Source organism: Mycobacterium sp. IDUB_24 (assembly GCF_055419385.1).
Genome location: NZ_JBVAXO010000002.1, coordinates 197245 through 215982, shown reverse-complemented (window position 1 = coordinate 215982; position 18738 = coordinate 197245). Strand labels below are relative to the sequence as shown.

Here is an 18738-nt window from a genome sequence, read left to right as displayed (position 1 = left end):
CCGACTTTGGGAGCGACATGTCCAACCGCACGAGCGTCAAAAACCTCTTCCGCACCGGCGTAGCCACCTGTGCCGTCGCCGCCAGCCTGGCCGGAGCCGGCATCGCCTCGGGGCTGTTCGGGGTCGGCACTGCCTCCGCCGATGCCACCGACGACTACCCGATCCCCAACCGGATCCTGCGCACCCCCTGCACCGCCGAACAGATCATGGCCGCCGCCCGCGACGTCGAACCGGTCTACTACGAGCGCTACATGATCGACTACAACAACAAGCCCGTCGCCGATCAGCAAGGCGCCCAGGACCGCATCCACTGGTTCTTCTCCATGGACTACGCCGGCCGCCGCCAATACTCCGAGAACACCGCCACCAACGCCTTCTTCGAGAACATGGCCTGGCGCTGGCCGAACTGGGCCAAGCTCTTCTTCAACAACAAGGGCGTCGCCGCCAACACCACCGACGTCTGCCAGAACTACCCACCCAACGACATGTCGGTCTGGGACTGGCACTGACGCACCGCGCCAAGAGCGTCCCCGAGCGTCCATAGCGCAACACCGATGAGCACCAGGTCCTTCAACAGGAACTGACCGGGTTGCGCGCCGAGCACCGGGATCGGGCCTGCGTGGTTGACCACCACGCGACCGCTCCGGCTCTGAGGAAGTGATAGATCCACGACATGTTGGGACTGTGTTCGATAAGGACGCGGGCCTCCATCTTCACGTACTTCCCCGCGCCGATCCACGCCCGTACGATGACGAGCCCGTAGCGGCTCACCCCTTGGCCGATCGCGGAAAGACGCTTCGGTAGCGCTGCACTCATCGTCATGTCGTCCTCCGATGTCATGAGTTCCACGATGCGCGGAACGAGGGGTGAATCCCACGACTCACCACCCGACGTCACCGAAACGTCAGACATGTCCCAGCGACGCGTGCCTAGGCTTGGGCCATGCAGATCAGTCGCCGGGAAGCTGTCGCGGTGGTCATCGGCCTGATCCTGGTGATAGCCGCATTCGCTGTGCCCCGCCTACATCTGGGTATCGTGACGCCACTGGTCAACAGCACACCCGCGCAGATCTACAGCTTCACCGACACCGCACCGATTTTCGGCTGGTGGAACGCGCACGTCGGCTGGGGCACCATCCCGGCGATCGCAATCGGAATAGCCGCGGTGTGGTGGGGTCCCGCACTCGCGCAACGGCTTTCGTGGAGAGCCGTTCCAGTGACTGCGTGGGCGGCATCGTGCGCCTGGGCGTTCTCGCTGGCGATGGTCGACGGTTGGCAGCGCGGCTTCGCCGGCCGCCTCACGGCGCGCCACGAGTATCTGCGCCAGGTTCCGACGATCACCGACATCCCCGAGGCGCTGCGCACTTTCTCCTCGAGAATTCTCGACTACCAGCCCGATTCATGGATCACCCACGTGTCGGGGCACCCACCCGGCGCGCTGCTGAGTTTCGTGTGGCTGGACCGTATCGGCCTGGGCGGTGGCGCGTGGGCCGGCCTGCTGTGCCTGCTCGCCGGGTCCAGCGCGGCTGCGGCGATCGTCATCGCGGCACGTGTCCTCACCGACGAGGCCACCGCACGGCAAGTGGCGCCGTTCGTGGCGGTGGCACCGACGGCCATCTGGATCGCGGTCTCGGCCGACGGGTACTACGCGGGGGTGGCAGCATGGGGAATCACACTGCTGGCCGTGGCTGTGCACGGATCGGGATCGCGCCGGATCCTGTGGGCCGGCGCGGCCGGGTTGGTGCTGGGCTGGGCCATCTTCCTCAACTACGGACTGGCTCTCATGGCGGTGCCTGCACTGGCGGTGCTCGCGACAGCCGCCGACTGGCGAACTGCCTTACGTGTCGCGGTTCCCGCCGTGGTGACAGCACTGGCCGTGGTCGTGGTGTTCACGGCGGCAGGATTCTGGTGGTTCGACGGTTACACCCTGGTCCAGCAACGCTATTGGCAAGGTATCGCCGCCAACCGTCCGTTCCAGTACTGGTCGTGGGCCAACCTGGCATCCGTGGTCTGCGCCATCGGCCTGGGCAGCGTCGCCGGGATCGGCCGGCTGTTCGATGTCGCCGCGGTCCGGCGCCAACCGGGCCTTCGGATCGTGCTGATCGCCGCGCTCGTGGCCATCCTGTTCGCCGATCTCAGCATGTTGAGCAAGGCCGAAACCGAACGCATCTGGCTGCCATTCACGGTGTGGCTCACCGCTGCGGGGGCGTTCCTACCGGCTCGGTCACAGCGCTGGTGGCTGGCGGTCAACGTCGTCGGCGCGCTTGCGCTGAACCACCTCATCCTCACCAATTGGTAGTAGTCGCACGAGCAGCTGATACAGCAGTACGCTCAGCCACACTACCGCCAGTGAAACATACAGTCCCAGAGGATAATTACGGTCGAGGACAGTCATGTTGTCGGGCCGCATCCCGGGCCGGCCGAACACCGGGACGGCCAGCAGAACCAGCACCACGCTGCACAGCGCCGCCACCGCGATCGGCGCGCGGGACGCGCCAGGGATCAGCCGACGACCCGCCCATCCCATTGCGGCGCACAACGGCGCGAAAACGAAATCGTGCACAACCACTCCGACTACTGCCCACACCAGGATCCTCATGATGATCACCGGCGGGTTCTCCGACAGCAGCAGCGCGCCGTAGCCCATCATTCCGGCACCGATCAACGCGAGCAGCAGCCGCGTCACTGTCATCTCACCACCTCGATTCGCGACAGCCACTTCGTCTGCAGCACACCAGGTCTACTAGGAGCGATGAGACGGCACGGGTACCCGTGGTCCAGGTCGAGAGGCTCACCGTTGAGCCGCAACGCGATCAACGTCGCGCTGTCGCGAGCGTGCCGCGCGGGCAGCACCGTGCGGGAGTACGGGCCCGGTGGTTCCAGCGAGATCATCCGTAGATCGGAGTCCGGAGCGCCGCCCACGGCGGCGAGCAGATCGGCCAGCACCACCCCGGTCCAATCCGCGTCGACGCTCCAGCCCTCGACGCACGCCATCGGCAGCCGCCGGGTGGTCTGCGGTAGAGCCGACAACTCGGCGATGGTGAAGGTCCGCACGACGGCTCCCGAGGTCACAGTCAGCCGGTAGTCCGGGGAGGACGCGCTGCGCAGCACACCGGCCGCGATTGCCGACCGGTTCACCGGAACCCCTTGCGGCCCTTGCCCGGACCGCGGCGCCAGCACGGAGACGCGGCGCAGAAACCCCACACTCTGCCCGGCGGTCACGGTCGTCGCCAGCGCCACCGCCAGTCCGGTGGCACGGAGCACGGTGCGCCGGGTGGGGCCCGCGGTCACATCTCGTGTCGCAGTACCCGCCTCCCGATCCGGCGACTCCCCCAAGACGCGCCGGATCACTGGCAACTTCACCGCGACATGTACCAGCACGGCCCCCGCGGCCAAATAGGCCATGGCGTAGTGGGCGGTCGTAAAAAAGAAATCGAACGCGTACCACTGCGCGATGTTCAGCAGCCCGGTGGACAGTTCGAACAGGATGGCGCCCACCAGCACCAGGATCGACAACCGTTCCACTTGGCGCGTGAGGCCGCCGATCACCGGGCGCTCGAACAGCTTCGGCCATACCGACCACAGCTTGACCACCACGAGCGGAATCGCGGCGATCCCCGAGATCACGTGCAGCCCTTGGGTCAGCCGGTACAGCCAGACCGGACGGGTGGGCCAGAAGAACCAGGGCTGCGGATGCTGGATGAAGTGGCTGATCAGCCCGGTGATGAAGCAGATGGCCACCGCGACGCCCAGGGCCGTTCCGAAGCGGACGGTCACCGCCGGTCCGCGCAGGCTCATATCGCTTCCAAGGACGCGATGACCCGGTTGCCGACGGGGTGCACCGCCGTCACCGCGAGGCCGACATCCCCGGCGAGACCGGCCGCGCAGTTCAAACCCACCGTCGCCCAACGGAACCACGGTCCGATGCTACGTACCGTCTCCAACCTGACCCATGCCGCGTCGACCCCCGTTGTCATCGTGTCGAATTCGACAAGGCAGCGGCCGCCCCGCCGAAGCAGCTCACCGGCGCGCTGCAGCACCCGCCACGGATCACCGCCCAGCCCGACATTTCCGTCGGCCAACAACACGGTGTGCCAGCGACCGGTTCCCGGCAGCGGTTCGAACAGGTCGCGGCAGAGCACCGGTGCGCCACTGTCGCGGGCCAGCTCGACCGCGGTGCGCGACAGGTCCACGCCGAGCGCAGGTAACCCGCGCTGCACCAATCCGGCGACCAGCCGTCCCGGCCCACAGCCGAGGTCGAGCGTCGGCCCTGAGCACAGGTTCACGATGGCCTCGTCAAATCGCCGGTCCAACCGCCGGTCGAAGCGGTGGTCGGCGCCGGCACCGCCCAGCCAGCTGTACACCGGCAGGTGACGCAGGCTGCCGTCGTCGCGCCGGATCCAGCAGCGTTCCCCTACGAGGGCACGGTCGTAGAGCCGCCCGTGCATGTCAGATCCCCCGGACCGCGCGGACGAACCGGCTGCCCGGCGCACACGCCCGCCGCACCCCGGCGATGTCGTCAACCGTGTCGAAATCCGCCACCTCATCGACCAAGGCCACTGTCGCACCGGTGTCGCGCAGGGCGGCAAGGGTTTCCGCGCCAGTATGCGACGTGGACATCTCGACGCCGGCCAGGCATGCGGCCGTGCGGGAGTCCCGGACACCCAGCACCCACCAGCCGCCGTCACGCGCCATCCCGAGCACCGCGTCCGCATCGGCCAACGCGAGCCCGCACTTGTCGAGCAAAGCGGCTGTCACCTGCGGGGTGTCCATCCCGATCTGCAGCACCGGCAACCCGGTCACCGCGGCCGCGTCGGCGTGCGCATTGGCCAGCCGCTCGGCGAAGCCGACGCCGCGCTGGGGCACGACGATGAAATCGTCCAGCCGGTCCTGAATTTCCTTGCCGCAGTGCGCCCGCTCGAGATCACCGGTGAGCGCCACCACCCGCGCGGCGACGGCGGTGTCGACAACCGCGTCGAGGGTGTCCAACAGCGCCGCGGCCGCGATGTCGGCGGCGGCCTCCGCACCGACTCCAGCGGCCAGCCGAGTCTTGGCCAGCCCGGGAACCGGCGCCTTGGCAACCACAAGAACCGCAATCGATTTCACGAGATCACCCGCCAGAAATCCAGTGCGGCAACAACACTGCCGCGCACCGATCCACTCACCTTGGATCGCCCTCCGGTGCGGGGTCCGTATGTCACGTCACGCTCGACCACCCGCCAACCGGCCTGGGCAGCACGGACCAACAGCTCGAGTGGATAACCGGACCGGCGATCGGTCACCCCCAGCCCGATCAGGGCATCTCGGCGGACCACCCGCATCGGTGCGATGTCGTGCACCGGCAGCCGGTATCGCTGCCGCAACCGCCAGCACACCACGGCGGTACCGAGCCGGGCATGCCACGGCCATTTCAATCCGGGGACCGGTCGTCGCCGGCCGATGACCAGATCGGCGCCTCGGTCGAGTTCGGCGACCAGCCTCGGGAGCTCCCCCGGATCCAGCGATCCGTCCGCGTCCAACACCGCCACGACCGGCGTGGCAGTCGCGACGACGCCTGCGTGCACGGCCGATCCGTACCCGCGGCGCGGCTCGGCCACCACACCCGCACCGAGGGCACGGGCCACCTCCGCCGTGCGATCAGTGCTGTTGTTGTCGACGACCAGCACCCGGTATCCATCCGGTATCGCCGCCAGCACGCCGGCCAGCGAGTGCTCCTCGTCCAGGCAGGGCAGCACTACGGTCACGTGGTCGGCAGGGGCCATGACATCCGACGGTAGGCCGCCCCCGGCCCGCTGACCAGGGCCCAATCATGACGAAACTGTGACATAGCCGCAGGTAGCGGCGCCGCGGCAGTAGCCTCGAAAGGTGACCCGGGTACTGATCGCCGATGACGACACCGTGGTGCGCGATGTCGTACGGCGCTACCTGGAACGCGACGGCCTGGACGTCTCGATCGCACACGACGGCACCGAAGCAGTGCGGCTGCTCGACTCCGAGCAGATCGACGTCGCCGTTCTCGACGTGATGATGCCCGGTTCCGACGGGCTGTCGTTGTGCCGCGATCTCCGCCGCGACGGCGACTACAGCATGCCGGTGATCCTGCTGACCGCCCTCGGAGAGGAGGACGATCGCATCGCGGGCCTGGAAGCCGGCGCCGACGATTATCTGACCAAACCGTTCAGCCCTCGTGAACTGGCGTTGCGGGTGCGGTCGGTGCTGCGACGCAGCAGCGGCCTCACCACGCCGGTGCCCGCGGAGCTCGCCGTCGGAAATCTGCACGTCTCTACCGCGGCGCGCTCCGCCGCCGTCGCCGGGCGCCCGGTCAATCTGACCAACCGCGAGTTCGATCTGCTGGTGTTCTTCCTGACCAACAGCGACGTCGTGTTCTCCCGCGAGGAACTGCTGAAGCGGGTCTGGCGGTGGGACTTCGGCGATTTGTCCACCGTGACGGTGCACATCAAACGGTTGCGGTTCAAGCTCGGCGATCAGCACCGGATCCAGACCGTGTGGGGACGGGGCTACCTGTGGGGTGGCGATGAGCGCTTGCGCGAAGAACAGAGGATGTAGTGCAGAACCTCGTTGAGATCATCGGCTGGGCGCTGGCCTGCTCGGTGCCGGTCGTCCTCGCCGGGGCGATCATCATCCGGCTGGCCCGGTCGTGGTCGCTCGCGCTGAGCATGGTGGTGCTGGTGCTGATCCCGACGCTGGCCACGTTCACCGGCGTGCTCGGCGCCAGCGGATTCATGATCACCGAGACCTTCGAGCAGACCGGTGTCGTGCTGGTGATCGTGTCGGTGGTGACCATCCCCGCAGCCGTGATGCTGGCCCGCTACCAGGCCCGACGCACTGTATGGGAGCAGGAGATCCGTGATTCTGAGCGGGCGGCCGAGCACTCCCGCCGCCGGCTGGTCGCGTTCGTCAGCCACGATCTGCGCACCCCGCTGGCGGGGATCCGCGCGGTCTCCGAGGCCATCGCCGACGGTGTGGTCACCGACGACGAGGTCAGGACTCAGGCCAAACACATCGAGCAGGAATCGATCCGGCTTTCCGAGATGGTCGACGACCTGTTCGAGATGTCGAAGATCAACGCCGGTTCAGTGCAGCCCGTACGCGAACCGGTGGCGCTCGACGAGGTGGTGGCCGATGTGATCGCCGCCCACCGGATACCGGCCGGCCGCGCGGGCGTGCGGTTGACCGCGGAACTCCCCCCGCAACCGGTGCGGGTACTGGGCAGTGACCGCTCCCTGGTCCGCGTGCTGTCGAACCTGGTGGCCAACGCCATCGCGCACACACCAGACGGGGGCAGCGTGACGCTGACCCTCGGGGCGGACCATGACGGCGCATGGGCGCACGTCGACGACACGGGCGTCGGCATCGACGAAGCCGATCTTCCGCGAGTATTCGACGTGGCCTACCGAGGCTCCAACGGCCGTGTGCCACGGGCGGATTCATCGCTGCCGAGCGGATCAGGGCTGGGCCTCACCATCGCGGCGGGCCTGGTGCAGGCGCACGGCGGCACGTTGTCCGCCCGCAACCTGGACACCGGGGCGCGCTTCGAGGTGCGACTGCCCTTGGCAACCGACGCGGTCGAATAGCCGTCAGTCCGGCAGCGAGTTGCTCAGCCGCTCGGTGGCGGCCACATAGTCCTCGATGAACTCGCGCACCACCTCACGTGCCGGTTTCACCTTGTTCATCAGCCCGACGCCCTGCCCGACGAAGTACGTCGCCAATGCTTGCGCACCCGGATGGCCTTGCGCGGCAAGCACATCGATTCGCCGGATCACGGGCTCGGCGAGCATGTTCTGCAACGGCAACGGAAGCGTTTGGTGTCCGGCAGGATTCGGTGCCCACGCCGCCGTCCACTCCGAGGCCAGCTGGCGCGCCGGCTTGCCGGTACGCCCGGTCGAGCGCACGGTATCGCGCGACGTGGCCGCCAGCATCTTCTGCACGGTGTGCGGCGCCGTCTCGGCCTCCTCGGTGGTCAGCCACACCGACCCGGTCCAGGCACCGGCAGCGCCCATCGCCACAGCAGCCGCCATCTGCCTGCCGGTCACGATGCCGCCCGCGGCCAGCACCGGGATGTCGCTGCCGGCAGCCTCAAGGGCTTCGATTACCTCGGGGACCAGCACCAGCGTCGACACCTCGCCACAATGCCCACCTGCCTCGGTGCCCTGCGCGACGATCAGGTCCACGCCGGCCAGCACCTGCTTGAGCGCATGTTCCCGGGCACCCACCAGGGCGGCGACCGGGACCCCGCGCTCACGACCCGCCTCGATCATGTAATCCGGCGGTACCCCGAGCGCGTTGGCGATCAGCTTGATCGGATGGCTCATCGCCACATCCAGCAGCTCGTGGCCGGTGTCGCCGGACAGCGAGGAGCCGCCCAGGCGCTGCTCGGCCTCGGGCTCGATGCCGTGATCGGTAAGCAATCGCGCGACGAACTCGCGGTACTCGGCGGGAATGCGGTCGGTGAGCTGCCCGCGGGACAGATTCTCGCCCTTGCCCTCGAATTTCGCCGGGACGATGATGTCGGCGCCATACGGTTTGCCGCCCACCTGTTGGTCGATCCAGGTCAGCTCGCGGTCCAGCTGCTCGGGCGTATACGCCGTGGCGCCGAGGACACCGAAGCCGCCGGCATTGGTCACCGCAGCCACCACGTCGCGGCAGTGGCTGAAGGCGAAGAGGGGGAAATCGATCCCGAACTGCTCACAGATGGCGGGTTTCACCCCGTCAGTATTGCCACGCGGACTTGACGGGTGTCAAGAGCGCTCCCGCTCGCCACTCAGACGCGCAGCGGCGCGAACGCGAACTCGGCCAACCCGTCGTACGGGTCGATCGCAGCCTCAAAGCCCAGCACCTGCGCGGCGTGCACCGGTGAGGCCACGATGTGGCGAACGTCGCCGCTGCGGTACTGACCGGTGACGACGGGCCGGCCCGCACCGCGGGCCGCGCACAGGCGGGCGGCCACCTCCATGATCGAAATCGGCCGCCCCGAGCACACGTTGAACGCGTTGAAGCCGTCGAGCCCGGCACCGACCGCCGCCACGTTGGCGGCCGCGACGTCGTCGACGTGAACGAAGTCGCGCATCTGCCCACCGTCCTCGAAAACCCTTGGCTCCTGCCCGGATTCGAGCTGTGAGCGGAAGATCGCCGCGACTCCGGAGTACGGGGTGTCGCGCGGCATGTTCGGGCCGTAGACGTTGTGATAACGCAGTGCGACCACAGCCCCGGCACCTGCTTCCGCCCACGCCAAGGCGTAGTGCTCCTGCGCGGCCTTGCTGGCGGCGTACAGACTGCGGGGGCGCAGCGACGCACCCTCCCCGACGAGCCGCCACCGCAATTCTTCCCCGCCGATCGGGCAGCGGTGCTCGAACACGCCGGCGTCCAGGTCGGCGCGGGTGCGCGGTGCCGGGTCGACCGGGCCGTGCTCAGGACAGTCGTAGCCGCCCTGCCCGTACACCACCATCGACGAGGCCAACACCAGACGGGTGCAACCGGCGGCGAACATCTCGGCAAGCAATACCGCCGTCCCGTAGTCGTTCACGCCGGCATAGGACGGCGCGTCGGCCGCGTTGACCCCGGCACCCACCACCGCGGCCTGATGACACACCACATCGACCCCGGCAAGCAGGGGCGCGAGCGCCGAGCCGTCACGGATGTCGACCACGCGGCACTGCGGCGGAGGTTCTGCGCCGGGACCGTGCGCGGCGGGCAGCATGGTGTCGACGGCGACCACCTCGTGCCCGGCGGCCTGCAACGCGGCCCAGGTACGGGTACCGATGAAGCCCGCCGCACCGGTGAGCAGAATCCTCATGGCAGTTCGAACGGCAACTTCACGCCGTCGTGGGCGAGGCAATGCGTGCAGGCGCGCTCAGTGTCGATCGCGGCTACGGTTTCCAGGGCCTTGTACACGAGCTTCTTGAACGGCACCAGGTTGCGCTCGAATTCGGCGAACACATCCACGGTCCTAACCCCGGAACCCGCCTCGATTCCGGCATCCAGATCAGTCACCAAAGCTATTGCCGCATAACACATCTCAAGTTCACGCGCCAGCACCGCCTCCGGATAGCCGGTCATGTTGACCAGGGTGAAACCCTGATCGGCGAACCATCGGCTCTCTGCCCTGGTGGAAAACCGCGGACCCTGGATCACCACCATGGTTCCGCCGTCCACCACGTCGGGTAGCCCGGCCGCCGCGGCCCGCAACGCCGGACAGTACGGATCGGCGAAGCCGACGTGAATGCCGCCGGAATCGAAGTAGGTATCGGCCCGGGCGCTGGTGCGGTCCACCAATTGATCGGGCACCACGATCGAACCCGGGCCCAGCTCGGCGGTCAGACTGCCCACCGCGCAGGGACCGAAGATCCGTCGTACCCCCAACGAGCGCAGCGCCCACATGTTGGCCCGGTACGGAACCGTGTGCGGCGAGTACTCGTGGTTGACCCCGTGGCGCGGCAGAAAGGCCACCTCATGGCCGCCCACCGTGCCGACCGTGATCGCGGCGCTGGGAGCACCGTAGGGGGTGTCCAGGCCGACGGTACGGGCATCGGGCCCGAAGAACGAATAGAAACCACTACCGCCGATGACGCCGAGCATGTAGTGCTATTCAGCCTCGTCGGGTGTCGCGACGTCCTTCGGGTCATCGACGGGTTCGACGACGGGATCGTCGAAATCGGCATCGAAATCCTCATTGGCCTTGCGGGCGCCGTCGGCGATCTCGAAGACATCGGTGGCCAGGCCACCGATGACCGTCGCCACATCCTTGACGGCCGTGGTGATGATCGAGGTGACCTGCCCGACCGTCGAAGCCACTGCCTCGACGGATTCCTGCAGCACGTCCTTGCCGATCTCGGTCTTGCTGAGCTGCTCCTTCATGACGCTCAGTGTAAGAGTCCGCGCGGCCGGGCACCCGGCCAGCTCATACGATGACCGTCGTGGCCAGTTTCGCGCAATGGATCGAAGGCGCCCGTCCCCGCACCCTGCCCAACGCCGTCGCCCCGGTGCTCGCCGGTACCGGCGCCGCCGCCTGGGTGGGTTCCGCGGTGTGGTGGAAAGCCTTGCTGGCGCTGGCCGTATCGCTCGCGCTGATCATCGGGGTGAACTACGCCAACGACTACTCCGACGGCATCCGCGGCACCGACGACGTGCGGTCGGGCCCGCTGCGGCTGGTGGGCTCCAAGCTGGCCTCGCCGCGGGCCGTGCTGACCGCAGCGGTGGTGAGCCTGGCGGTCGGCGCGGGCGCCGGGCTGGTGCTCGCGGCTCTGAGTGCACCGTGGCTGATCGCGGTCGGCGCGGTGTGCATCGCCGGGGCCTGGCTCTACACCGGCGGCAAGAAGCCCTACGGCTACCTCGGCCTGGGCGAAATAGCCGTGTTCATCTTCTTCGGCCTGGTCGCGGTGCTGGGCACGCAGTACACCCAGACCCTGCGCGTCGACTGGGTCGGGTTGGTCGCGGCGGTGGCGATGGGCTCGCTGTCGTCGGCCGTGCTGGTGGCCAACAACCTGCGCGACATCCCCACCGACAGCCAGTCCGGCAAGATCACGCTGGCCGTACGTCTCGGCGATGCCCGCACCCGGCTGCTGTATCAGGTGCTGGTCGCCGTGGCGCTGGCGCTGCCTCTGGTGCTGATGCTCGCCACGCCGTGGTGTGCCGTGGGCCTGGTCGCGTTGGCGCCGGCGGTGCGGGCGTTGCGGCCGGTGCGTGACGGCAGCACCGGCGCCCAGCTGATCCCGGTGCTGCGCGATACGGGGCTGACCATGTTGCTGTGGTCGATCGCGGTGTCCCTGGCCCTGTTTCTGGGATCCTGAGCCGACGGCACTACGCCGCGTCGTCCAGGAGTCCGACGACGCCGTCGCGCAACTCGCCGGCACCTACACGTTCGGTGATCAGACCGACAGCGCGGCGGTCTCCCCCACGCAGGATTCCCAGCAGGATGTGCTCGGTTCCGATATAGCCGTCCTTGTGCGCCAACGACTCCCGCAGTGCCAGCTCCAATACCTTCTTGGCCGGTCTGGTGAAGGGAAGATGCCCACGCCGCCTACGCCGTCGTCCGGTGCTGCGCAGCGCGTTGTCGAAGGCGCCGTCGCCGAAGGTGCGATCGACGTTGGCTCGTACCGCCCTGAGATCGATGCCTATGGACCGCAGCGCTTCGGCGTCCCCGTCGAACGACTCGTCCCCGGGCGCATCGGCAGCCGCCAGCTCGGCGCGGACCACATCTGAGGTCAAGCCGAAACCGGCCAGCAGGGCGGATAATTCGCGTCCGGAACTCTGTAGCACACCGACCAGAATGTGTTCGGGCCGAATGTCGTTGGCCTCGAGTTCGCGGGCCTCTTCCTGCGCCAGAACCACCGCAACGCGCGCGTGACGACTGAACCTCTCGAACATGTCATCCCTTCCGATTGTGCTTCTGGTGTACGGCCTGGCGGCTGACCTCGAGTGCGTCGGCGATCGCCTGCCAGCTCCAACCCTGCTCCCGGGCATTGGCGACGTGTATCGCCTCGAGCCGCTCCTGCAACCGCTGCAGAGCCCGCACGGCACGCAGCCCCACGGCTGGGTCCGGGCTACTGACACCGTCAGCGATCAGCTCATCGACTTCACTCACCCTGTCAAGATAACTTGACAGAGTGGGGTCGTCAAGAAAAGTTGACAACTCCGGGAGGGGAGGCGGGAAGCCAATTCGACGCCGCATACCAGCGGTTGCACTAACGTGGCCGTCGGCCGAGGCAACGCCGATCACTGGGGGATGCGCATGACCATTTCGACCGAGGCGCATCAGCCCGCACCATCGGGCCGCGCCGAAACCCGCCGCGCCATCTGGAACACCATCCGGGGCTCGTCGGGCAACCTCGTCGAGTGGTACGACGTCTACGTCTACACCGTGTTCGCCACCTACTTCGAAGCACAGTTCTTCGACAAGGCCGACAAGAACGCGACCGTCTATGTGTACGCGATCTTCGCGGTCACCTTCCTCACCCGCCCGATCGGCTCGTGGTTCTTCGGCCGGTTCGCCGACCGGCGCGGCCGCCGAGCCGCGCTGACGTTCAGCGTCTCACTGATGGCGCTGTGCTCACTGGTCATCGCGCTCGTGCCCTCGCGCGAAACCATCGGTGTCGCAGCACCGATCATCCTCATCCTGTGCCGGCTGGTGCAGGGCTTCGCCACCGGCGGCGAGTACGGCACCTCCGCGACCTACATGTCCGAAGCGGCCACCCGGGAACGGCGCGGCTTCTTCTCCTCGTTCCAGTACGTGACCCTGGTGGGCGGTCATGTGCTCGCCCAGTTCACTTTGCTGATCATCCTGACGACCTTCAGCACCGCACAGGTCCACGAATTCGGTTGGCGCATCGCCTTTGCCATCGGCGGTGTGGCCGCGATCGTGGTGTTCTGGCTGCGGCGGACCATGGACGAATCACTGTCCGAGGAGCAGCTCCAGGCGATCAAGGAAGGCAAGGACAAGAGCGCAGGCTCGCTCGCCGAACTGCTCACCCGCTACTCGAAGCCACTGTTGCTGTGCTTCCTGATCACCATGGGTGGCACCCTCGCGTTCTACGCCTACAGCGTCAACGCCCCGGCCATCGTCAAGACCACCTATAAAGACCAGGCGATGACAGCTACCTGGGTGAACCTCATCGGGTTGATCTTCCTGATGGCGATCCAACCGGTCGGCGGCATGATCAGCGACAAGGTCGGCCGCAAACCGCTGCTGGTGTTCTTCGGCGTCGGCGGGGTGATCTACACCTACATCCTGTTCACCTATCTGCCCCAGACACATTCACCACTCTTGTCCTTCCTGCTGGTGGCCGTCGGATACGTGATCCTGACCGGCTACACCTCGATCAACGCGCTCGTGAAATCCGAGCTGTTCCCCGCGCATGTGCGCGCCCTCGGGGTGGGAATTGGCTACGCACTGGCGAATTCGATGTTCGGCGGCACCGCGCCGGTGATCTACCAGGCGCTCAAGGAACGCGACCACGTGCCGCTGTTCATCATCTACGTCACGGTGTGCATCGCCATCTCGCTGGCGGTGTACATCTTCTTCCTCAAGAACAAGACCGAAACCTACCTGGACCGAGAGAAGGGTTCGGCCTTCATCCGATAGCGCGACCCGCAGGGATCACGTTCGGGGAAAAGAACTGCTGCCTACGCGGATTTCGGTGGCTCGTCGCCGCGCAACCGTGCCTGCAGCTGCTCACGATCCTTGCGGCGCCGCTCGTCGACCAACGCGATGGAAGCTGTCGCCCGTTCACGCAACGGCCGGAACAGCCAGATGCCCAACGGCAGCGCGATCACGATGGCGAACAGCAGGGCCACCACTACCGGGAAATTCGCCACAACCAGCTGCCCCACCCCGTAGATCGCCGCGGCCAGCACAGCGACCAGCACCAGCCTGGCAATGAGGTAAACCGCGACGTCGGTGACCATACGGGAGGTCGAACCACTTCCTGACACGCTCCGAGCCTACCGACGACGCGTATATTCAGATCAAGGAGGTTTCGAGTGGCATATCTACTCCTGCTCATTGCCGCGGCAAGCCTGGTGTATCTCGGCTGGCGGCTGGCGCGGGTTTCCGGCAGTCGATCCAAGACCCGTGTGATCGGCCCCGACGACGACCCGGAATTCCTGCGTCGCCTCGGGCACGGCGACAATCCCCGTAACTAGCGCGCGTCGGGCGCGCGGTTCATCGAGCGACGTGCCCCGGCAAAGTCGGACGCCACCACGGCCGCCAGCTCGATGAGCGCCTCACGGGTGCCGGGCTTGAGCCGCTCGAGGCTGATCTCGGCACCCTCCTCCAGATGCGGATCGAAGGGCACCAGGCGCACCGCACGGCAACGCCGGGAGAAGTGGTCCACCACCTTGGACAGGTCCACCTTGCCCGAGCGTGGGCGCACCGCGTTGATCACCGCAATGGAGTTGCGCACCAGATCCTGATGCCCGTGGGCGTCGAGCCAGTCCAGCGTCGCCGACGCACTGCGCGCCCCGTCCACCGAACCCGAGCTGATCACGACCAGCACGTCGGCCTTGGACAGCACCGCCGACATCGCCGAATGCATCAGACCCGTGCCACAGTCGGTGAGCACGAGGCTGTAGAACCGCTCCAACACCTCCAGCGCGTGCAGATAGTCGTCCGAGCTGAACGCCTCCGACACTGCCGGGTCGCTTTCGGACGCGAGCACCTCCAGCCGGCTCGGCCCCTGCGAGGTGTACGCCCGCACGTCGCTGTAGCGCTCGATGCCTTCGGCGTCGCGCAGCAGGTGCCGCACCGTCGCAGCCGTCTCCAGCGGCACCTTCTGGCTCAGCGTGCCCCGGTCGGGGTTGGCGTCCACCGCCACCACCCGGTCACCCCGGATCGAGGCGAACGTGGCCCCCAGCGTCGCGGTGATCGTGGTCTTACCCACGCCGCCTTTCAGCGACATCAGCGCGATCCGGTAGCAGCCCTGCAGTGGCTGGCTGACCTCGCCGATCAGATTGTTGTGGTGGGTGGCCTTGGGGCTCTCGCCGACGTTGATCTGTTTGAACGACGCGACGTAGAGGGCCTTGCGCCAGCCCGAGGTGGGCGGGTTCTTGCGCTGGCCGAGCAGCGCGGCGGTGGATAGGTCGCGGTAGGGCGTGGCGAAGTCGGCAGCGGCGGGCCGCTCATTAGCTCCAGCGGCGGGCCGCTCAGTGGACCCAGCGACGGAACGCTCAGGCGCGACGGAACGCTCAGGCGCGGCGGGGCGCGCAAGTGCGGCGGGCTGCAGGGGTGCGGGGCCCGCGAAAACTCCGGCCGGTGCTCCGTCGAAACTTCCCGGCACCGGCGGTGCGGTGATCACCGGGATACCGTGCGGCGGCGTCGGAGCGGTCCACTCGGCGGGCAGCGGGGTGGAGACGCCGGGCTCGGCGGGATTGCTGAACCGCTGCTGACCGCGGAATCCGGGGATCGGGGCGAACACCGACGGGACGAGCGGCGGCTCGGCGACCGGGGCCGGCGCGACAGCCGGGGACGCAGACGGCTCTGCTGCCGGCGGCTCGTCGACCGGTGCGTCTGTCGAGGGTTCGCCGGTGTCCTGCGGCGCAGGCTCCTGCGCTTCGGACGGCTCAGGCACCGGTTCCGATACCGGCTCCGACATCGGATCCGACACTGACTCAGACACTGGCTCGGACACGAAATCTCCTCTTTCCCACACGCTTCCGACCGGACTGCAGCGGCGCCTCAGCCTCCGGGCGCACGGTCATCTCACCAATCTGACGACGGCTAGCCGACCCCAGCGTACGAATGCAGGCCCACGGTCACCAGGTTGATGAAGAACAGGTTGAACACCATCGCGACGAAACCGACCACGTTGATCCAAGCCGACTTACGGTCCCGCCAACCCGCGGTCGAGCGCGCATGCAGATACGCCGCGTAGACCACCCATGCGATGAACGACACCGTCTCCTTGGGGTCCCAGCCCCAGTACCGACCCCAGGCTTCCTCGGCCCAGATCGCGCCGAAGATCACGCCGAAACCGAAGATGGGGAAAGCGAAGATCGTGGTGCGGTAGGCGATGCGGTCCAAGGTCTGGGCGTCGGGCAGTCGCTCGACGATGCGCGCCACAGTGCCCTCCCGCCCCGGCTCCCCCAGCGGGGACATCTTGAGCAGGAACAGGATGCTGGCCACACCGGCCACCAGGAACACACCGGAGCCCAGGCTGACCACCGACACGTGGATGGGAAGCCAGTAGGACTGCAGCGCGGGCATCACCGGGGCGGCGTTCGAGTACAGCCAGCGTCCCGACACCGTCAGCAGAATCAGCACCGGAACCAGGACGAACACCCAGAGCGCGCGGAACTGCGGCTTGCGCAGCACCACCGCGGCCGCGACCAGGCCGCAGAAGCTGGTCAGGTTGATGAACTCGTACATGTTGCCCCACGGCACCCGTGAGGTGGCCAGGCCACGCAACACGATGCAGATGAACAGCATGCCGATGCCGACGTAGGTGAGCGCCAGGCCGGTTTGGCCGACGCGCTCGTCGAACGGGCGCCGGGCTTCCTCGACGACGACGCCGGGGGTGGCGCTGTCGGCGCCGACGGTGGCGCCGACCAGTTCACGGCTTTCGACTTTGCGGCCGCGACTGGAGGCGAGTTCGACGGCGAGCAGGATCAGCGCCCCGACGAGGACGACGACCGACGACGTGAACGCCCAGTCGGAGTACCTGGCCAGCCCGATGTCGATGTGCTCGGTATTCACTGCTCCGCCTTCTCTCCTGCCGGCTGCTGCTCGTAGCCCTCCAACAACCGCTCGGTCAGCTTCTCGAACTCATCGCCCCAGCCGGAGTTGTCGGTACGGGCCAGCCCGCCCAGCTCGACGTTCACCGTACCTGCTGGAGCGCCTTGCACCCGAACCCAGATCCGGCGCCGGCGCACCACCAAAGACACCAGCAACCCGGCCATCATGGACATCGCGAACACCAGCACCCAGATCTGGGCGGGGTCGTGCGAGACCTGCAGGTTGACGAACGGGACAGCGCCGTCGAAGCGGACCTTCGTGCCGTCATCGAGCCGGGTGTCCTGGCCCTTCACCAGGTTGACGCGGGCCGCTTTGGTCAGTTGCTTGCGATCGATTAACCGGGGGTCGAGGGAGAACAACGACTGCGGCCGGCCGGTGTCCAGGCCGGTGTCGCCACGGTAGATGTCGATGGCCACCGCCGGGTCGTTGAGCGCCGGATACTTCGACGACAACAACGTGCCCTCGAGTTCCTTGGTGGGCGCGAACAGACCCTGGATGGCGATCTGATGTTTGCGACGCTCGTCGGCATCGGGATAGGTGCCCGCCGGCGGGTCGATGCGCACCACCCCCGAGGACAGCAGCGTCGTCTGCTCCTCTGGCCGCCACTGGATGGTCTGGCTGCGCTGTTGGCCGTCGGGGAACGTCACCGTGAACGACGGCGCATACCCGTGTCCCTGCAGGTACACCCGGTCGCCGCCGATGCGCAGCGGATGGTTGACCTCGAGGCGGTAGGGCCGCCAGGTGTTGGCAGCCAGATCGTCGCCGGACTGGTAGTCGATATCGGCGGCGAACGACAACGCCTGCCCGGTGGGCAGATAGTTTGCGTCGAAGCTGTTGACCCGCAGGCAGACCGGGCTCAGCGAGGTGCCGTCGACGGTGTTGCCCGCGCGGAACGAATCGAAGGCGGCCGGCGAGGCGGTGCAGAATCCGGGGCCGCCGTCGGCGATGACGATGACATTGCCCTCGTAGCCGAACAACTTGCCCGCGGCCACGGCCACCAGCAGGCCGAGTAGCGAGAAGTGGAAGACGATGTTGCCGAACTCCCGCAGATAGCCCTTCTCTGCTGATATCTCGGTGTCGCCATCTTGCTTGCGGGTGACCGTGCGCCACCCCTTCAGCCGTCGCGTCACGGTGGTGGCGACCTCGTCGGCGTCGGCGCTCACCTGCGCGGCGTGATGTTTGGGCAACCGGCCCAGGTTGCGCGGCGCGGGCACCGGCTCCGCCCGCAGGTTGCGGAAATGCTCGATCATCCGCGGTGTCAGGCAACCCACCAGCGAGATGAACAGCAGCGCGTAGATAGCGGTGAACCAGAAGCTGGAGAAGACGTCGAAGGCCTGCGCGCGGTCCAGCCACGGACCCAGCGTGGGGTGTGCGACCAGGTATTCGTCGACCTTGGATTCGTTGAGGCTGCGTTGCGGCAACAGCGCGCCTGGGATCGCGCCGAGGGCGAGCAGGAACAGCAGCACCAGCGCGGTGCCCATCGACGTCAGGGTC

General features: G+C 67.4%; 23 protein-coding genes. 7 read left to right on the top strand and 16 right to left on the bottom strand.

Annotation, left to right across the window (positions count from 1 at the left end; all coding sequences use genetic code 11):
- Window positions 1-17 precede the first annotated feature (17 nt).
- Window positions 18-509 (top strand): DUF5078 domain-containing protein, encoded by a 492-nt coding sequence (locus tag ACZYZF_RS08770; RefSeq protein ID WP_463835314.1) that lies wholly within the window; start codon window positions 18-20, stop codon window positions 507-509.
- A 61-nt stretch (window positions 510-570) separates the two neighbouring features.
- On the opposite strand, the gene ACZYZF_RS08765 is transcribed toward ACZYZF_RS08770, so the two are convergent.
- Window positions 571-840, bottom strand: a complete 270-nt coding sequence (locus ACZYZF_RS08765) for a hypothetical protein (protein WP_463835313.1) — start codon at window positions 838-840, stop codon at window positions 571-573.
- A gap of 102 nt (window positions 841-942) precedes the next feature.
- Here ACZYZF_RS08765 and ACZYZF_RS08760 point away from each other — a divergent pair, with 102 nt between their 5' ends.
- The gene (locus ACZYZF_RS08760; protein ID WP_463835312.1) at window positions 943-2298 is read left to right on the top strand and encodes a hypothetical protein; all 1356 of its coding nucleotides are present in this window, start codon (window positions 943-945) and stop codon (window positions 2296-2298) included.
- Here ACZYZF_RS08760 and ACZYZF_RS08755 read toward each other — a convergent pair.
- Genes ACZYZF_RS08755 through ACZYZF_RS08735 form a run of 5 tightly spaced genes read right to left on the bottom strand, consistent with a single transcriptional unit; the run spans window position 2224 to window position 5761 of the window.
- Complete coding sequence (locus tag ACZYZF_RS08755) at window positions 2224-2691, bottom strand: hypothetical protein (RefSeq protein ID WP_463835311.1); 468 nt, start codon at window positions 2689-2691, stop codon at window positions 2224-2226. The two genes, ACZYZF_RS08760 and ACZYZF_RS08755, sit on opposite strands and share 75 nt — an antisense overlap.
- Window positions 2688-3797 (bottom strand): molybdopterin-dependent oxidoreductase, encoded by a 1110-nt coding sequence (locus ACZYZF_RS08750; RefSeq protein ID WP_463835310.1) that lies wholly within the window; start codon window positions 3795-3797, stop codon window positions 2688-2690. The genes ACZYZF_RS08755 and ACZYZF_RS08750 overlap by 4 nt, the downstream gene beginning before the upstream one ends.
- Window positions 3794-4447 (bottom strand): methyltransferase domain-containing protein, encoded by a 654-nt coding sequence (locus tag ACZYZF_RS08745; protein ID WP_463835309.1) that lies wholly within the window; start codon window positions 4445-4447, stop codon window positions 3794-3796. Before ACZYZF_RS08745 ends, ACZYZF_RS08750 begins: the two co-directional genes overlap by 4 nt.
- A 1-nt stretch (window position 4448) precedes the next feature.
- Window positions 4449-5105 carry a TIGR04282 family arsenosugar biosynthesis glycosyltransferase gene (locus ACZYZF_RS08740; protein WP_463835307.1) on the bottom strand — a complete coding sequence of 219 codons (657 nt, stop codon included), beginning with the start codon at window positions 5103-5105 and terminating at the stop codon, window positions 4449-4451.
- Window positions 5102-5761, bottom strand: a complete 660-nt coding sequence (locus tag ACZYZF_RS08735) for a glycosyltransferase family 2 protein (RefSeq protein ID WP_463835306.1) — start codon at window positions 5759-5761, stop codon at window positions 5102-5104. Before ACZYZF_RS08735 ends, ACZYZF_RS08740 begins: the two co-directional genes overlap by 4 nt.
- A 103-nt stretch (window positions 5762-5864) precedes the next feature.
- Here ACZYZF_RS08735 and ACZYZF_RS08730 point away from each other — a divergent pair, with 103 nt between their 5' ends.
- Entirely contained in the window at window positions 5865-6566 is a 702-nt protein-coding gene (locus ACZYZF_RS08730) for a response regulator transcription factor (protein ID WP_463835304.1), read from the top strand.
- Window positions 6566-7594 (top strand): sensor histidine kinase, encoded by a 1029-nt coding sequence (locus ACZYZF_RS08725; RefSeq protein WP_463835303.1) that lies wholly within the window; start codon window positions 6566-6568, stop codon window positions 7592-7594. The genes ACZYZF_RS08730 and ACZYZF_RS08725 overlap by 1 nt, the downstream gene beginning before the upstream one ends.
- Before the next feature lie 3 nt (window positions 7595-7597).
- On the opposite strand, the gene ACZYZF_RS08720 is transcribed toward ACZYZF_RS08725, so the two are convergent.
- The 4 genes from ACZYZF_RS08720 to ACZYZF_RS08705 are packed head-to-tail and all read right to left on the bottom strand — an operon-like array spanning window position 7598 to window position 10874.
- Window positions 7598-8725 (bottom strand): nitronate monooxygenase, encoded by a 1128-nt coding sequence (locus tag ACZYZF_RS08720; RefSeq protein WP_463835302.1) that lies wholly within the window; start codon window positions 8723-8725, stop codon window positions 7598-7600.
- Between the two features lie 56 nt (window positions 8726-8781).
- A complete protein-coding gene (locus tag ACZYZF_RS08715) occupies window positions 8782-9813 on the bottom strand; it encodes an NAD-dependent epimerase/dehydratase family protein (RefSeq protein ID WP_463835300.1) in 1032 nt (343 codons plus the stop codon).
- Window positions 9810-10595 carry an S-methyl-5'-thioadenosine phosphorylase gene (locus tag ACZYZF_RS08710; RefSeq protein ID WP_463835299.1) on the bottom strand — a complete coding sequence of 262 codons (786 nt, stop codon included), beginning with the start codon at window positions 10593-10595 and terminating at the stop codon, window positions 9810-9812. Before ACZYZF_RS08710 ends, ACZYZF_RS08715 begins: the two co-directional genes overlap by 4 nt.
- Window positions 10596-10601: 6 nt before the next feature.
- The gene (locus ACZYZF_RS08705) at window positions 10602-10874 is read right to left on the bottom strand and encodes a hypothetical protein (protein WP_463742590.1); all 273 of its coding nucleotides are present in this window, start codon (window positions 10872-10874) and stop codon (window positions 10602-10604) included.
- A gap of 59 nt (window positions 10875-10933) precedes the next feature.
- On the opposite strand from ACZYZF_RS08705, the gene ACZYZF_RS08700 reads away from it, so the two are divergent.
- Complete coding sequence (locus ACZYZF_RS08700; protein ID WP_463835298.1) at window positions 10934-11806, top strand: 1,4-dihydroxy-2-naphthoate polyprenyltransferase; 873 nt, start codon at window positions 10934-10936, stop codon at window positions 11804-11806.
- A gap of 10 nt (window positions 11807-11816) precedes the next feature.
- Here the strand turns inward: ACZYZF_RS08700 and ACZYZF_RS08695 are convergent, their stop codons facing one another.
- A complete protein-coding gene (locus ACZYZF_RS08695; protein ID WP_463835297.1) occupies window positions 11817-12383 on the bottom strand; it encodes a Clp protease N-terminal domain-containing protein in 567 nt (188 codons plus the stop codon).
- Window position 12384: 1 nt separating this feature from the next.
- Entirely contained in the window at window positions 12385-12600 is a 216-nt protein-coding gene (locus ACZYZF_RS08690) for a helix-turn-helix domain-containing protein (RefSeq protein ID WP_454788410.1), read from the bottom strand.
- Between the two features lie 147 nt (window positions 12601-12747).
- Between ACZYZF_RS08690 and ACZYZF_RS08685 the strand changes: the two genes are divergently transcribed.
- Complete coding sequence (locus ACZYZF_RS08685; protein ID WP_463742593.1) at window positions 12748-14097, top strand: MFS transporter; 1350 nt, start codon at window positions 12748-12750, stop codon at window positions 14095-14097.
- A gap of 41 nt (window positions 14098-14138) precedes the next feature.
- On the opposite strand, the gene ACZYZF_RS08680 is transcribed toward ACZYZF_RS08685, so the two are convergent.
- A complete protein-coding gene (locus ACZYZF_RS08680; protein ID WP_463744085.1) occupies window positions 14139-14420 on the bottom strand; it encodes a DUF4229 domain-containing protein in 282 nt (93 codons plus the stop codon).
- 75 nt (window positions 14421-14495) lie between these two features.
- Here ACZYZF_RS08680 and ACZYZF_RS08675 point away from each other — a divergent pair, with 75 nt between their 5' ends.
- The gene (locus ACZYZF_RS08675) at window positions 14496-14657 is read left to right on the top strand and encodes a hypothetical protein (protein WP_463742594.1); all 162 of its coding nucleotides are present in this window, start codon (window positions 14496-14498) and stop codon (window positions 14655-14657) included.
- Here ACZYZF_RS08675 and ACZYZF_RS08670 read toward each other — a convergent pair.
- The 3 genes from ACZYZF_RS08670 to ACZYZF_RS08660 form a co-directional block, all read right to left on the bottom strand.
- Window positions 14654-16105, bottom strand: a complete 1452-nt coding sequence (locus ACZYZF_RS08670) for a MinD/ParA family ATP-binding protein (RefSeq protein WP_463835856.1) — start codon at window positions 16103-16105, stop codon at window positions 14654-14656. The two genes, ACZYZF_RS08675 and ACZYZF_RS08670, sit on opposite strands and share 4 nt — an antisense overlap.
- A gap of 125 nt (window positions 16106-16230) precedes the next feature.
- Entirely contained in the window at window positions 16231-17205 is a 975-nt protein-coding gene (gene ccsB, locus ACZYZF_RS08665; protein ID WP_463835296.1) for a c-type cytochrome biogenesis protein CcsB, read from the bottom strand.
- Window positions 17202-18725: a cytochrome c biogenesis protein ResB gene (locus ACZYZF_RS08660; protein WP_463835855.1), complete on the bottom strand. Its 1524-nt coding sequence runs from the start codon at window positions 18723-18725 to the stop codon at window positions 17202-17204. The genes ccsB and ACZYZF_RS08660 overlap by 4 nt, the downstream gene beginning before the upstream one ends.
- Window positions 18726-18738: the final 13 nt, after the last annotated feature.

Bases quoted from the DNA above. Each gene is read 5' to 3' on its own strand.
- ACZYZF_RS08705 (WP_463742590.1), bottom strand. From the start codon at position 10,874: ATGAAGGAGCAGCTCAGCAAGACCGAGATCGGCAAGGACGTGCTGCAG.
- ACZYZF_RS08765 (WP_463835313.1), bottom strand. From the start codon at position 840: ATGACATCGGAGGACGACATGACGATGAGTGCAGCGCTACCGAAGCGT.
- ACZYZF_RS08670 (WP_463835856.1), bottom strand. From the start codon at position 16,105: ATGTCGGAGCCGGTATCGGAACCGGTGCCTGAGCCGTCCGAAGCGCAG.
- ACZYZF_RS08695 (WP_463835297.1), bottom strand. From the start codon at position 12,383: ATGTTCGAGAGGTTCAGTCGTCACGCGCGCGTTGCGGTGGTTCTGGCG.
- ACZYZF_RS08760 (WP_463835312.1), top strand. From the start codon at position 943: ATGCAGATCAGTCGCCGGGAAGCTGTCGCGGTGGTCATCGGCCTGATC.
- ACZYZF_RS08750 (WP_463835310.1), bottom strand. From the start codon at position 3,797: ATGAGCCTGCGCGGACCGGCGGTGACCGTCCGCTTCGGAACGGCCCTG.
- ACZYZF_RS08710 (WP_463835299.1), bottom strand. From the start codon at position 10,595: ATGCTCGGCGTCATCGGCGGTAGTGGTTTCTATTCGTTCTTCGGGCCC.
- ACZYZF_RS08685 (WP_463742593.1), top strand. From the start codon at position 12,748: ATGACCATTTCGACCGAGGCGCATCAGCCCGCACCATCGGGCCGCGCC.
- ACZYZF_RS08660 (WP_463835855.1), bottom strand. From the start codon at position 18,725: ATGGGCACCGCGCTGGTGCTGCTGTTCCTGCTCGCCCTCGGCGCGATC.
- ACZYZF_RS08715 (WP_463835300.1), bottom strand. From the start codon at position 9,813: ATGAGGATTCTGCTCACCGGTGCGGCGGGCTTCATCGGTACCCGTACC.
- ACZYZF_RS08770 (WP_463835314.1), top strand. From the start codon at position 18: ATGTCCAACCGCACGAGCGTCAAAAACCTCTTCCGCACCGGCGTAGCC.
- ACZYZF_RS08680 (WP_463744085.1), bottom strand. From the start codon at position 14,420: ATGGTCACCGACGTCGCGGTTTACCTCATTGCCAGGCTGGTGCTGGTC.
- ACZYZF_RS08755 (WP_463835311.1), bottom strand. From the start codon at position 2,691: ATGACAGTGACGCGGCTGCTGCTCGCGTTGATCGGTGCCGGAATGATG.
- ACZYZF_RS08735 (WP_463835306.1), bottom strand. From the start codon at position 5,761: ATGGCCCCTGCCGACCACGTGACCGTAGTGCTGCCCTGCCTGGACGAG.
- ACZYZF_RS08745 (WP_463835309.1), bottom strand. From the start codon at position 4,447: ATGCACGGGCGGCTCTACGACCGTGCCCTCGTAGGGGAACGCTGCTGG.